The sequence below is a fragment of the Pedobacter sp. genome (assembly GCF_041645105.1).
Taxonomy (GTDB): Bacteria; Bacteroidota; Bacteroidia; order Sphingobacteriales; family Sphingobacteriaceae; genus Pedobacter.
In genome coordinates, this window is record NZ_JBAZQQ010000011.1 from 21,708 (window position 1) to 34,655 (window position 12,948).

The 12,948-nt window shown below is 36.2% G+C and carries 10 protein-coding genes; 2 read left to right on the forward strand and 8 right to left on the reverse strand.

From position 1 onward, the window contains the following. Positions 1–14 precede the first annotated feature (14 nt). The 7 genes from rlmD to WC623_RS23380 all read right to left on the reverse strand — a co-directional run bounded on the left by rlmD (position 15) and on the right by WC623_RS23380 (position 7,583). On the reverse strand, positions 15–1,463 hold the full coding sequence (gene rlmD / locus WC623_RS23350) for a 23S rRNA (uracil(1939)-C(5))-methyltransferase RlmD (RefSeq protein WP_372855726.1): 1,449 nt from the start codon (positions 1,461–1,463) through the stop codon (positions 15–17). Between the two features lie 92 nt (positions 1,464–1,555). Then, the gene (locus tag WC623_RS23355) at positions 1,556–1,666 is read right to left on the reverse strand and encodes a phenylalanyl-tRNA synthetase subunit alpha (protein ID WP_372855728.1); all 111 of its coding nucleotides are present in this window, start codon (positions 1,664–1,666) and stop codon (positions 1,556–1,558) included. A gap of 116 nt (positions 1,667–1,782) precedes the next feature. Next, positions 1,783–2,358 (reverse strand): TetR/AcrR family transcriptional regulator, encoded by a 576-nt coding sequence (locus WC623_RS23360; RefSeq protein WP_084289076.1) that lies wholly within the window; start codon positions 2,356–2,358, stop codon positions 1,783–1,785. Continuing rightward, positions 2,358–2,771 carry a Rieske (2Fe-2S) protein gene (locus WC623_RS23365; protein WP_372855730.1) on the reverse strand — a complete coding sequence of 138 codons (414 nt, stop codon included), beginning with the start codon at positions 2,769–2,771 and terminating at the stop codon, positions 2,358–2,360. The genes WC623_RS23360 and WC623_RS23365 overlap by 1 nt, the downstream gene beginning before the upstream one ends. Next, positions 2,771–3,808, reverse strand: a complete 1,038-nt coding sequence (gene pheS / locus WC623_RS23370) for a phenylalanine--tRNA ligase subunit alpha (RefSeq protein WP_372855732.1) — start codon at positions 3,806–3,808, stop codon at positions 2,771–2,773. Before pheS ends, WC623_RS23365 begins: the two co-directional genes overlap by 1 nt. 27 nt (positions 3,809–3,835) lie before the next feature. After that, positions 3,836–5,023, reverse strand: a complete 1,188-nt coding sequence (gene kbl / locus WC623_RS23375) for a glycine C-acetyltransferase (RefSeq protein ID WP_372855734.1) — start codon at positions 5,021–5,023, stop codon at positions 3,836–3,838. Between the two features lie 70 nt (positions 5,024–5,093). Beyond that, complete coding sequence (locus tag WC623_RS23380) at positions 5,094–7,583, reverse strand: DUF5686 family protein (protein WP_372855736.1); 2,490 nt, start codon at positions 7,581–7,583, stop codon at positions 5,094–5,096. 357 nt (positions 7,584–7,940) lie between these two features. On the opposite strand from WC623_RS23380, the gene WC623_RS23385 reads away from it, so the two are divergent. Next, entirely contained in the window at positions 7,941–10,385 is a 2,445-nt protein-coding gene (locus WC623_RS23385; RefSeq protein WP_372855738.1) for a DUF5686 and carboxypeptidase regulatory-like domain-containing protein, read from the forward strand. A 77-nt stretch (positions 10,386–10,462) separates the two neighbouring features. Here the strand turns inward: WC623_RS23385 and WC623_RS23390 are convergent, their stop codons facing one another. Continuing rightward, complete coding sequence (locus WC623_RS23390; protein WP_372855740.1) at positions 10,463–11,650, reverse strand: aminopeptidase C; 1,188 nt, start codon at positions 11,648–11,650, stop codon at positions 10,463–10,465. 355 nt (positions 11,651–12,005) lie between these two features. Between WC623_RS23390 and WC623_RS23395 the strand changes: the two genes are divergently transcribed. Then, positions 12,006–12,944, forward strand: a complete 939-nt coding sequence (locus WC623_RS23395) for a rhodanese-related sulfurtransferase (RefSeq protein WP_372855883.1) — start codon at positions 12,006–12,008, stop codon at positions 12,942–12,944. Positions 12,945–12,948 lie beyond the last annotated feature (4 nt).

Below are 12,948 nucleotides of genomic sequence, written 5' to 3' on the forward strand. Positions count from 1 at the left end.
CAAAAATCCTATAATTAATTCCCTTTAAATTTCAAAAGCACTACGTTTTCCACATGTTGTGTATGTGGAAACATATCAACAGGTTTAATTCGTACTACTTCATATTTTTCTTTTAATAAAGCCAGGTCACGTGCCTGGGTGGCAGCATTACAACTTACGTAAACAATCTTTTCTGCTTCCATCTCCAATAAACGCTCTACAACATCAGCATGCATACCAGCTCTTGGCGGATCTGTGATCACCACGTCAGGTTTGCCATGTTCAGCAATAAATTCCCTGGTCAGAATATCTTTCATATCCCCGGCATAGAAGATTGCATTATTTATTCCATTGAGATCAGAATTAAATTTAGCGTCTTCAATTGCTGTAGGTACATACTCGATTCCTACTACTTGTTTTACACTACCAGCTACGAAATTGGCAATTGTACCCGCTCCAGTATATAAATCATATACCAACTCATTTCCAGAAAACCCTGCAAACTCTTTAGTAATCTTATATAATTCGTGAGCCTGATCTGAATTGGTTTGATAGAATGATTTTGCACCAATCTTAAATTTCAAACCCTCCATTTCTTCGAAGATATGATCTCTTCCGGCATAAGTAATTACTTCCTGATCAAAAATGGTGTCATTCTTTTTTTGATTTTCAATATATAACAATGCTGTAATTTCAGGAAAGCGATTTTTTAAGTGCTCCATCATAGCATCAATCTGCTCCTGCCCTATATAAGCAAAAACTACAACCACCATAATTTCACCAGTCGATGAAGTACGGATAATCAAATTACGTAGATTACCCTCATGATTACGCAGATCATAGAATGTTAAACCATGTTGCAAAGCATAATCTCTAACATCATTTCTGATACTGTTCGAAGGCTCCGCTTGTAAATAGCAATGCTGAATGTCTAATATCTTATCAAAACGTAATGGTACGTGAAAACCTAAGGCATTCATATCCATATTGGCATTAGAACTCTCACCTTCAGATCCTTCCACCTTTTCAGGCATATCTTCTTTATTCAGCCAACGTTTATTAGAAAAAGTATATTCCAGTTTATTCCTGTAATATTTATTTTCGACCGAACCTAAAATCGGTTCCATTGAACTGGTATCAATTTTAGCAAGGCGCTGTAAAGCTGCCTCTACATTCTTCTGCTTAAATTTTAACTGAGCATCATATTCCATCTGCTGCCATTTGCAGCCTCCGCAAGTACCGAAATGTTGACAAAAAGGATCAGTTCTTAATTCTGATTTTTTATGCAGGTTTTCAATTACTGCTTCCGCAAAGTTTTTTTTCTTTTTTATGATACGTACATCAGCAATATCCCCAGGCACAGTCTTTTCAACGAAAATCACCAGCTCATCTGCTTTACCAACACCTTTACCTTCTTCGGCAATATCTATAATACTTAAATCAGGAATGATGGTTACCACTCCAGCTTTTCTATTTCTACTCATTATGGGGGCGAATTTAAGTTTTTTTTCAGACATAAACCTTTCTTCCAGACATTTTGGGATGTCTGCTACTGAAGAAATTAATGTGTCAAATGCTACCTGCCAAAAATTCTAAGTATAAAACCCAAAACACCGTCAGCCGGTTCAAATATCACATCAAACTTCTCATCTACCAATATAGAAATTTCTAAAATCTCGTTACTCATCGTTATAAGAGTTGATACTACAACAAATATAACGCCTTTTATACCAAATACTGAAATGGTATAAGTTAACATTATGTAAAATAAAGCAATCTATTTCAGGATTTTAGCTAAGGAGTCTACAAAGCAGCTTTTACTAAAAATGGAAGTAGTTCTTTTTGGAAACTCACAAAATTCTTACGTACATCAGAATCACTAACTGATGTAAAGGCAAAAGAAAATACAATATTTTTACTGGCTTTAAGCAAAAATGCCAACCCTTCTCTACGTGATGGATGATTTTTAAAGTGATCAAGTTCCAGATAAGCAGAAAGCAGAAGTGATTCCAGCTGATCAGATAAATGCTTCAAAAATTCTTGTGAATTTGCATTCTCTCTAACGAAATCCCAGCCAATAAACTCATTACAAACAGTATATGTTAACCTACATGTCTTCATCACCAATGCTTTAAGGTGTTCCTCCTCATCTGCAAACTGAGCCTTATTTTTTAATATCTCATGCAAGTTCAAATCCAGGTAATCCATTAAAATGGCATCCAGAATCTGTTCTTTACTCTCAAAATACTTGTATATGGTAGCCTTAGCTATCCTGGCTTTCCTGGCTATCTCATTCACACTTGTTTTGTGATAACCATACTTCCTGAACAACTCTTTAGCGGCTCTGACTATACTTTCTTTTATTTTTTCTGGTTCCATTAATTGGTTACATAAATTGTATTTCCTGCTACAGTTACCTGATATTCTTTTAATGATAATACAGCTGGCACTTTTGCGGGGCTACCATCCTCAAGAGAATACTTTGCTCCTGAACATTTATCCGTTACCGTAAAAGTTGGATCATCCAACTCCACAGCACATTGTTTTTCCGGATTCACAGTGCTACACCTATCGTAAGCTTTATAACCGCTAAATTGTGTTCGATAAATGACAATGCCCGCAACACCGTAATTATCCAAAATCACCGCTCCTCCCGGACTACTTAACCTAATCAATCTTGGATCAGTCAGTTGCCCACTAAAATTAACCGGCACATTAGGAATATTCAATCGCTCTTTACCACATCCCACCAACAAGAAAACCAACACTAATGTGGCTAAGGCAAATTTCATTATATTAACGACGTCTTATACTGTTTTAAGAACTTGGCATCATTTTCTGAGAATAAGCGCAGATCCTTAATTTCAAATTTAAGATTCGCAATCCTTTCAATTCCCATTCCAAAGGCAAAACCACTATATTTTTTACTATCGATGTTACAATTTTCCAAAACATTTGGATCAACCATACCACAGCCTAATATCTCAACCCATCCACTTTGCTTACACATCTGGCAACCTGCACCTTTACAAATGGTACAGGAAATATCCATTTCTGCTGAAGGTTCTGTAAAAGGAAAATAAGATGGACGGAAACGCACTTTAGTACCTTCACCATACAATTCCTGTACAAAATAAAATAAGGTTTGTTTTAAATCAGCAAATGATACATTCTCATCAACATACAGTCCTTCAACCTGATGAAAAAAGCAATGCGCTCTGGCCGAGATTGCTTCGTTCCTATATACCCTTCCCGGCATGATTGCCCTGAAAGGGGGTTTACCTTCTTCCATCATTCTCACTTGAACAGAGGAAGTATGTGTACGCAATGCAATATCACCTTTCTCACCACCTTTTTTTATAAAGAAAGTATCCTGCATATCACGGGCAGGGTGTTCTTCAGGAAAGTTCAATGCCGAGAAATTATGCCAGTCATCTTCAATTTCCGGTCCTTCTGCAACGATAAATCCAAGCTTATTAAAAATCTCGATTATCTCTCTCCTAACCAAAGCCAAAGGATGACGTGATCCTACCTCAAATCCTTCCCCAGGTAAAGTAAGATCCAGATCAGCCCCTTTTGAAGTATCAGTTACTTCAGCCTGATCTTTCAACCCTTGATATTTAGCTTCTGCCAATTGTTTGAATTCGTTTAAAACCTTTCCAAGAACTCTTTTTTCCTCAGGTGATACGGCTTTAAATTCATCAAAAATATCTTTGATAATTCCTTTTGTTCCAAGGAATTTTATGCGAAACTGTTCTAACTCATCAGCACTGTCTGTCGAGAATGCATTTATTTCTGTGGTGTATTGTGTTATCTTATCTTGTAACATGGGGCAAATATACAGCTTTTCTATAATTTATATTACGCCTAAAGCTTTACCTACCTTAGTAAATGCAGCAATTGCCTTATCCAAATGATGTTGTTCATGTGCTGCAGAAAGCTGAACACGGATCCTGGCCTTTCCTTGCCCTACAACAGGATAATAAAAACCAATTACATATATCCCCTCTTCCAGCATTTTGGCGGCAAATTCCTGCGCCAGTTTCGCATCGTATAACATCACCGGTACAATTGGATGAATCCCTGGTTTAATATCAAAACCTGCTTCCGTCATTTTCTCGCGGAAGTATTGGGTATTCTGCTCTAATTTATCTCTTAAGCCTGTAGTCTCACTTAACATATCCAATACTGCAACAGAAGCACCTGCAATAGCTGGCGCTAATGTATTGGAGAATAAATATGGGCGTGAACGTTGACGAAGCATATCAATAATTTCTTTTCTCCCAGATGTAAAGCCCCCGGATGCACCACCTAATGCTTTCCCCAAAGTACCTGTAATGATATCTACGCGATCCATTACATTAAAATGCTCATGTGTTCCACGTCCCGTTTTTCCGACAAAACCTGTACAGTGCGATTCATCTATCATCACCAAGGCTTCATATTTATCAGCCAAATCACAAATCTGATCCAGAGGAGCTACTACTCCATCCATAGAGAAAGCTCCATCTGTAACAATAATACGATGTCTGGCATCTTTTGCTGCAATCAGTTGTCTTTCCAGATCAACCATATCAGCATTTTTATATCTGAAACGTTGCGCTTTACATAAGCGTACACCATCAATAATCGACGCATGGTTCAATTCATCAGAAATAATTGCATCCTGATCATTAAATAAAGGTTCAAAAACACCACCATTAGCATCAAAAGCAGCCGCATACAATATTGTATCTTCAGTACCTAAAAATTTGGAAAGCTTTTCCTCAAGCTCTTTGTGAACATCTTGTGTCCCACAAATAAAGCGTACAGATGACATTCCGTAACCATATTTATCAATTGCATTTTTTGCAGCTTCAATTACACGCGAATCTGAAGATAATCCAAGATAATTATTTGCACAGAAATTAATCACCTCCTGACCAGTACTTACTTTAATGTCTGCACCTTGTGGAGTGACAATAATACGCTCACGCTTAAATAATCCGTCTTTTTCTATCTGATCTAGCTCTTGAATCAGAACTGGCTGTAATGTTTTATACATACGAAATATAATTTGATACGTCAAAGTTATACAATTCTTATGTTGTGCTGGTAAGCTTAATCAGGAATGTTTAGAAATCTACATGGATTTTTGCACGTATTCCCGATTTTGATACATCAGGATGATTTAAGTAATTAAATCTCATTACATAATCGACACGTAGTAATTTAAATATATTGCCTATCCCTACACTCCCCTCCATATAGGGTACATTACCCAATGCAAATGAAGTCTGAACACCATCATTATTTGTAGCAAAACGATACAGATCAGGATCATTCTCAGGTCTGTTTTTTGAAGTAATATCTCCGTAAAGCAATTTCAAAGAAGCCATTTCTCTTAGTTGTAATCTCTTGATCAAGGGAATTTTATTTAAAATCAACCCATTTAACGAATGGTCTATATTAATACTTGCGTATCTGTCACTCATAAACTCCATAAAGTTCATTAAATTATAAGACTGATTCTGATAAGAATAAGTTTGGTTGGCACGATGAATAGCTAACAAAGGAAATGGGACTTTCCCCAGTACCATTCCACCTTCCATAGTGATATCTGAATATCCAAATGGTGGCACAAACAATCTTTTATAGATATGAAGTGAAACGTTTTGATAATTGTAATCCCCTTTCAAAAATCCCTTAACCCCTGCCGAAGCTCTAAGCGTAAAGATTGGGTAACCATTCTTTATCGGTCTGCGAAATCTTTTACCTTGATAGAACTGCTCTTTCGGGGCCCAGCGCAACTCTGTTGTAAACTCAGACAGGTTGAGTCGATCTACAGTTTCAGATGCAGAAACCGGATGAAAAACCAATCCACCAGTAGGGTCCAATTCTTGATTTCTATATCCAACACGAAAGGATATATGGTTTTCTAATTCTCTGAAATACTCTCCGCTCCATTTTCTATTATACAACCATTTATCGTTCACTCCTCTTTTAAAGGAAAGTAGAAAATTATCATCTTCAACAAAATTCAGATCCTGACCCGGGATCTGTGTTTCGTAGCTATGTTTTATGGTAAAACTATGTATTGGAAACTGAAGAGGCCCTTCCGGTTTGAAGGAATAAGCCGCACTCATAGCATACTTCCATTTCTTATCTTTCATACCACGCGCAATATGCCCCTCTAAAACAACCTTATCACTAAATTCGATATTAGTACGCGCACTTAATCTTATCCTTGTCCCTTCTATGCTATTGAAACTATAAAAAGAACCAATTGGACCAATATCCACAGGCCCCGCTTTTTGAAAACCTGTTAAAATCAGTGCGCTTATCGCAGCCATTCTTTTAAATCTCGGAGATTTCTTTAAGCTATCTATATTGTTATAAGCATTTTGCTCTAAGGATGTCAAACCCTCAGGACGATTAAATGTTTCTGACCCTTTATTCTTTGCTAAAACTGGTTTTTGTGTTGGGAAGATAAAACCTTTCTCTGCAAACCTATAATCGGTGGTAAGAAGTGTTCGACTTCCAAACAGGTTATATTTATCTTTAAAGAGCCCTAAGCCCATATCTGTTACACTTTTGGCGATATAGTATTTCCCTTCCGCATCCTTTTTATAAGTAATATTTACTTCAAAATCATTTACGAAATTGAGATTTACATCTTTATTAAGTGTCAGTGTAACGTCTGCTACAGCATAATCTCCGTTAAGAGGAATACGCATTTCGCCCATAAACAACTGATCTTGTTTATTTCGTGGGCTAAACATCAAACGGACTACATGAGGCTTTACATCTTTTAAGGTATCTGCTATGAAATATTTATACAATTCTGGCGCCAGTGAAGCGATAGGACTTAAAAAACGCTGACTGCCAATACCGATATCATTATCATAAATATCAACGTGCTGATAAATTTGTTTCAGATATTCATCTATCCCATCTTCATCAAAAAACTGATCAATCCGCGATTGCTTCTCCCCCAGAATCTGACTCCGATCGTTTTCTTTATTTTTTGTTTCCAAACATAAGCTTAACCTTTCTCGCATAAACAACGGTATTAATGCTTTCCCAGGTTGTCTAATGGAGTCTGCTGTTTTGAGCAGAAAGGGAAATTTGCGGACAATTGAGGAACCACGAAGTTGATTACGTTTCATACTCAACGAAAGATTAAGCTTTTCATATTGTTTAAAAACCACATCGTTATTTTTCTGCTTCCTGTTATTCTCTCTATTGGCTATAACATTACGAATTAGTTCTACTGCCGGATTATTTTTATTGCTATATCTCTTCGTTTTCTTTGCAGCAACAATACTTACATCATTCAGTGTATTAAAAGTCTCTTCCAATTCGATATTCAACTGATACTCGCCTTTTTTTTGCAAACGGTAGTTGAAAGATTTGTAACCTATTGCAGAAAAAGTAATGCTATTGACCTGTTTATTGGTAAAGATTTTAAAATTACCGTCTCCATTGGAAAGTGTTTTAGCTTTAACCTCAGCAAGTGTAATGGTAACAGAAGGAATAGGCTGTCGGGTTTGCTTATCAATAATTTTGCCTCTGACAGTAGTTTGTGCAATTGCCGAAAACGTTACGGAACACAACAGAATCAATGATAGCGTGATTAGATGGAGATAAAATCCTTCAACACAACGACTTCTAACACAAACAATATTGAGCAGCAAGAAACAAAGGATTGTAATTAGAAAAGACACAAACATAAATCTCTATAATAACGAAAAAACTCCATCCAACCCCCGCGTTATACAACTGAATACCAGCTATGTAATTTCGCGCAAATATAATCAGGTTTTTCCACTATATTTAAGTCTTCCTAACAAAAACACGATATATTACTTAAAATACCTACTTATGGGTATTTTTGGCTAAAGAATTGTTAATATCAAATAGCATTAATAGCTCTTAACTTCAAATCTTCGTTATTTTGGGCATTTGACTAACTCTTTTACATGAAGCACTTTTTACTTGGATTATTCTTATTACTCAATATATTCAGCAGTTATGCGCAGCAATCAACGCTTAGCGGTTCAATTAAAGATACTGGTGGCGATGCCATTCCTTTTGTTTCTGTTTACATAAAAAATACAACGATTGGTACCTCAGCTAATGTAGACGGTGTTTATTCATTTAAAATTCAAAATGGAACTTATACAATCGTTTATAAAACAATTGGATATAAGTCCTTAGAAAAAAATATCACAATTACCGAAGATGCTGCTATTGACATTATCCTGCAACCTGAAAGCTATACACTGGCAGCAGTAAATATTATTGGCAATGGTGAAGATCCGGCATACGAAATCATCAGACAGGCTATTAAAAAGAGAAAAGAACATTTAACTGAAGTCAATGCTTTTACCGCCGATGTATATGTTAAAGGAGTTCAAAAACTTGTCGGCGCTCCAAAAAAACTGTTTCGCAAGAATATACAGAGGATACTGGATGTAGACACTAATGGAAAAGGCATACTTTATTTATCTGAATCCACTTCCCGCTTCTCCTATCAGCGTCCAAATCTTATTCACGAAGAGATGGTCTCCTCCAAAGTTGCAGGACACAACAGTGCTTTTAGCTTTAACAAGGCCTCAGATTTAACTATCAATCTTTACGATAACATATTACTGGAAAACAAATTTAGCTCCCGTGGCTTTGTATCACCTATTTCAGATAACGCCTTACGGTATTACCGATACAAGTTATTAGGCACAAGCACAGACAACGGAGAAACCGTACATAAAATTCAAATCATTCCCCGCAGAGAAAATGACCCGGTATTTAGGGGCCTCATTTACATAAAAGAAGACACCTGGCATTTGGTTAATGCCAATGTATTTCTGACAAAGAACACAGGTATAAACTTACTGGACACATTGAATATTTCTCAACAATTTTTGAAAACCGGCAAGACTTACATGCCATCCAGTATTAATGTTCAGTTCAACGGAGACGTTATAGGTTTTAAGTTTGAAGGTTATTATGTAGGAGTTTATTCAAATTATAACCTTCAACCCAATTTCCCTAAAAGCTATTTCAATGGAGAGGTTTTAAAAATCAATAAAGCTGCTAACGAAAAAGATTCATTATTCTGGCTTAACAACAGACCTATTCCACTTACCAGTGAAGAACAAAAAGATTATACAAGAAAAGATAGCATAGAGGTAGTAAAAACATCTAAGCACTACCTTGATTCAGTAGAAAGAGAAAGCAATAAAGTTGGTGTTTTTGGTCTGATCACAGGTTTTACTATCAAAAAACATGAGACTGGTCGCCGTTATCAGTTCGAGCCATTATATAAATCAATACTGTATAATACTGTAGAGGGCTTTGCCATTAAACCAGCTATTACTTACACTAAAGACCTTGGAGAACGTCGTTTTTATGATATCAGAGCCGAAGTCAGGTATGGTTTCTCTAATAAGTTACTTACAGGAAACATCAGTTCCAATTATTATTATCGGCCAGATAAACGTGCAAACATTAGTTTTAGTGCGGGCTCTGGCATCTATGATTTAAATAACTATGGTTCAATGAGCCAATTTGGCAACTCTACCAACTCCTTATTTTTTGAAACAAACTTCTCTAAGTTTTACAAGAAGGAATTTATTAATCTAGGTACAACAAGGGAACTTAGCAATGGATTACAAGCAAGAATTAAAGGAAGTTATGCACGTAACACAAATCTTAAAAACACTTCTACATTTAAATTCAGAGATCTTGAGAATGAGCACTTCACTTCTAACAACCCATTCACTCCAGATTCAGAAACGCCGTTATTCCCAACATACGAGGCCCTAACCATCACAGCAGGATTGAATTACACTTTTGGTCAGACCTATATTACCAGACCTAATGGAAAATTTTACCAGCCTAGCAGGTATCCGGTAATTGATTTTACATATAGAAAAGGAATAAAAGGGATACTCAGTAGTGACACAGATTATGATTTAGTTTCATTAGAAGTATCGCAAAATAAAATTAGTGCGGGACTATGGGGTTACTTTTCTTTCATCGTAGGCGCAGGTAAGTTCCTGAATTCTTCTCAGATCTATTATCCTGATGCCAAACATTTCACAGGTAACAACTCCTTGTTCTCTCTTCCTGAACTTCCAAAATTCTTATTCCTCGACTTCTATTTGTTTAGTACAGATAAAGAATATGTTGAAGCGCATTTTGAGCATAACTTCTCTGGTTTCTTCACAAATAAAATACCATTGCTGCGTAAGTTAAAATTAGAAGAGATTGTAGGAGCAAGCTATTTGAGCCAGCCAATAAAAAGAAACTATACCGAATTCTATTTCGGTTTTCAAAGACTGATTTTTAGAGCCGCCTACGGTTTTGCTTATGATGGTAGCAAAAGGGTAAATCATGGTTTCAGACTATCCTATGGTTTTTAAACAAAACGCATAAAATAAGACATAAAAAAAATGGAGCCCTTTTGGAACTCCATCTTTTTATAGTTTTAAAATAGCTCTTATTTAATCGCCATTTTTTTACGTAAATCTGAAGGAATTCCGTTTTTGTGCAATAAGAATGCTGTTGTTTTATATTTAACAAAGTTCTTAGTCACATATAAATATCCTTTGTAATCGTTAGTTGCACCCCAAGAGTTTTTAACGATATAGTATTCCTTACCTGCCTGATCCTTAGCAATACCAGTAATTTGCATACCATGATCATCAGTAGTTTCGTAATTATCGAAAGCAGCCTGACGCATTTCTACAGTAATTTCTTTCTCTGCTTTCGGACCGTTGAACATTGTTTTTTTCTCATCAATGCTCATATTTTCGAAATCTTTTGCAGGAACATAAGCAACACCATTTTTCCAGCTAAATCCTTTTTCACTTACATCAGAAGCCCATGCAACAGTAAATCCCTTTTTTAGTGCATTATCAATAATGTTGGTGATATCATCCATTGGAACATTATAAACCTGATCAAATGACCAGTTATCAGGAACCATTAAAACAGCTTTTTCATAATAAGGACTGCTGGTGAATGATCCTAATTCTACATAATCAGCAGGGTTAATTCCAACTACCTCTTTAGCAAAAGTTTTTGGTGTATATTCTTTTCCTTCGTAAGTGAATTTCTCAGGAACAGCACCCATACAAGAATCAATTGTAGCAATGTATCTATCTTTCCATGTAGGATCAAATTTACCATCAATAGCTTTCTTCAAGATAGCTTCTGTTAGTTTGTTCATTCTATCAGAAGAACCTGGGCTACCATAATCATTACCATTATAAGCTTCTTGTGGCATGGCACCATATTTAGCAAACATATTAGTTACATCATGACATGCACCACCATCACCTAAAGTCAGGGCACCATGCATACGTACATAATTAATACCTTTTTCAATATAAGTGTTACGAGCAGTAAATAATTCAGCTAAATCAACAGGTTTCTTACCCATACGAATCATTTCAGACTCCAAGAAAGAGTTTGTACAGTAACTCCAGCAAGTCCCTGATGATTTCTGATTTTTCACTGATGTAGCTTCAGCATTTATTACAGGAGTGAAAGTAAAGCTTGTCGCGCTATTAGCGCTTTGGTTATTTTTAAGCGCATTCACAAGATTGTCTTGCGCAAATCCAGCAGTTGTACCTAACAATAAGCCAGCAGACAACCACAATGATTTCATTGAAATTTTAGTCATTTTATGTTTAATATAATTAGTTAGTATATTATTTCTTGATTGAGGGTACAAACTTAATAATTATCCAACACAAAATAAGGGGTCTGAAACAAACACCGAATTTGTTACAAAAAAGGCTAGAAGAATAAAACTAAACTCCACTTTGAAAAGCAACTGTAGAGTAAAGAGAAAAGTATGATAAACAATCCCTGCACCTTGCTACTCTGCATCATGCTTAAAACAAAAAATACCTTCTCCGACAAGGCATAGGAAAATTTTACGCTCCTTCAGCGTAAAAGATTCCAGACTTGGAGGAGAACGGTTTTTTTTGCACTTTTGTATCCGCATTAAACGCCATTTGCACCGGTATCAATGAATTATGACATATCAGACACTACTTTATTATTGCTATAGTCCTATAGCAGAGGCAGAACAATTTGCCGATGATCATCTTAAATTTTGCAAATCCATAGGCCTAGTAGGCCGTATTATCGTTGCCGATGAAGGCTTAAATGGTACTGTTTCCGGCACTAAAGAAGCATGTGAAAGCTATATGGCTGCTATAAAAGCTGACGAACGATTTGCTAAAACAGATTTTAAAATCGACGATGTAGAAGTTCCTTCTTTCATTAAGATGCATTGCCGTTATAAATCTGAAATTGTACACTCTGGCTTAAGAGATCCAAACATTATTGATCCAAATAAGCAAACCGGGAAACACCTGGAACCTGCAGAATTTCAAAAAATGATAGATCAGGATGATGTGGTTATTCTAGACGTCCGTTCTAATTACGAGCATAACCTTGGACGTTTCAAAAATGCAATAACACTTGACATAGAAAACTTCCGGGAGTTCCCTGAAAAGATCAATGAGCTGGCACAATATAAAGACAAAAAAGTACTGACCTATTGTACCGGTGGTATTAAGTGTGAAAAAGCATCAGCCTTGCTATTACACCACGGCTTTAATGATGTTTACCAATTACATGGTGGAATCATTAAATACGGAAAAGAAGCCGGTGGAGAAGATTTTGAAGGTAAATGCTATGTTTTTGATAACCGCATTGCAGTAGATGTTAATACTGTAAATCCGAAGGTTGTATCTACATGTTACAACTGTGGCAAAACGACACCAAAAATGATCAATTGTGCCAATCCGGAATGCAATGAGCATGTTACACAGTGTGATGAATGTGGCGATGAGCTACAAGGATGTTGTTCTGTTGCCTGTACAACCAATCCGCGTAAGCGTAAATACGATGGAACAGGATATTATGTAAAAGTACCTCAACCTGTAAACGTAGCTGGGAAATAACTAT

Bases quoted from the DNA above. Each gene is read 5' to 3' on its own strand.
- WC623_RS23365 (WP_372855730.1), bottom strand. From the start codon at position 2,771: ATGAAATTTGCCTTAGCCACATTAGTGTTGGTTTTCTTGTTGGTGGGA.
- pheS (WP_372855732.1), bottom strand. From the start codon at position 3,808: ATGTTACAAGATAAGATAACACAATACACCACAGAAATAAATGCATTC.
- kbl (WP_372855734.1), bottom strand. From the start codon at position 5,023: ATGTATAAAACATTACAGCCAGTTCTGATTCAAGAGCTAGATCAGATA.
- WC623_RS23355 (WP_372855728.1), bottom strand. From the start codon at position 1,666: ATGAGTAACGAGATTTTAGAAATTTCTATATTGGTAGATGAGAAGTTT.
- WC623_RS23390 (WP_372855740.1), bottom strand. From the start codon at position 11,650: ATGACTAAAATTTCAATGAAATCATTGTGGTTGTCTGCTGGCTTATTG.
- rlmD (WP_372855726.1), bottom strand. From the start codon at position 1,463: ATGAGTAGAAATAGAAAAGCTGGAGTGGTAACCATCATTCCTGATTTA.
- WC623_RS23385 (WP_372855738.1), top strand. From the start codon at position 7,941: ATGAAGCACTTTTTACTTGGATTATTCTTATTACTCAATATATTCAGC.
- WC623_RS23360 (WP_084289076.1), bottom strand. From the start codon at position 2,358: ATGGAACCAGAAAAAATAAAAGAAAGTATAGTCAGAGCCGCTAAAGAG.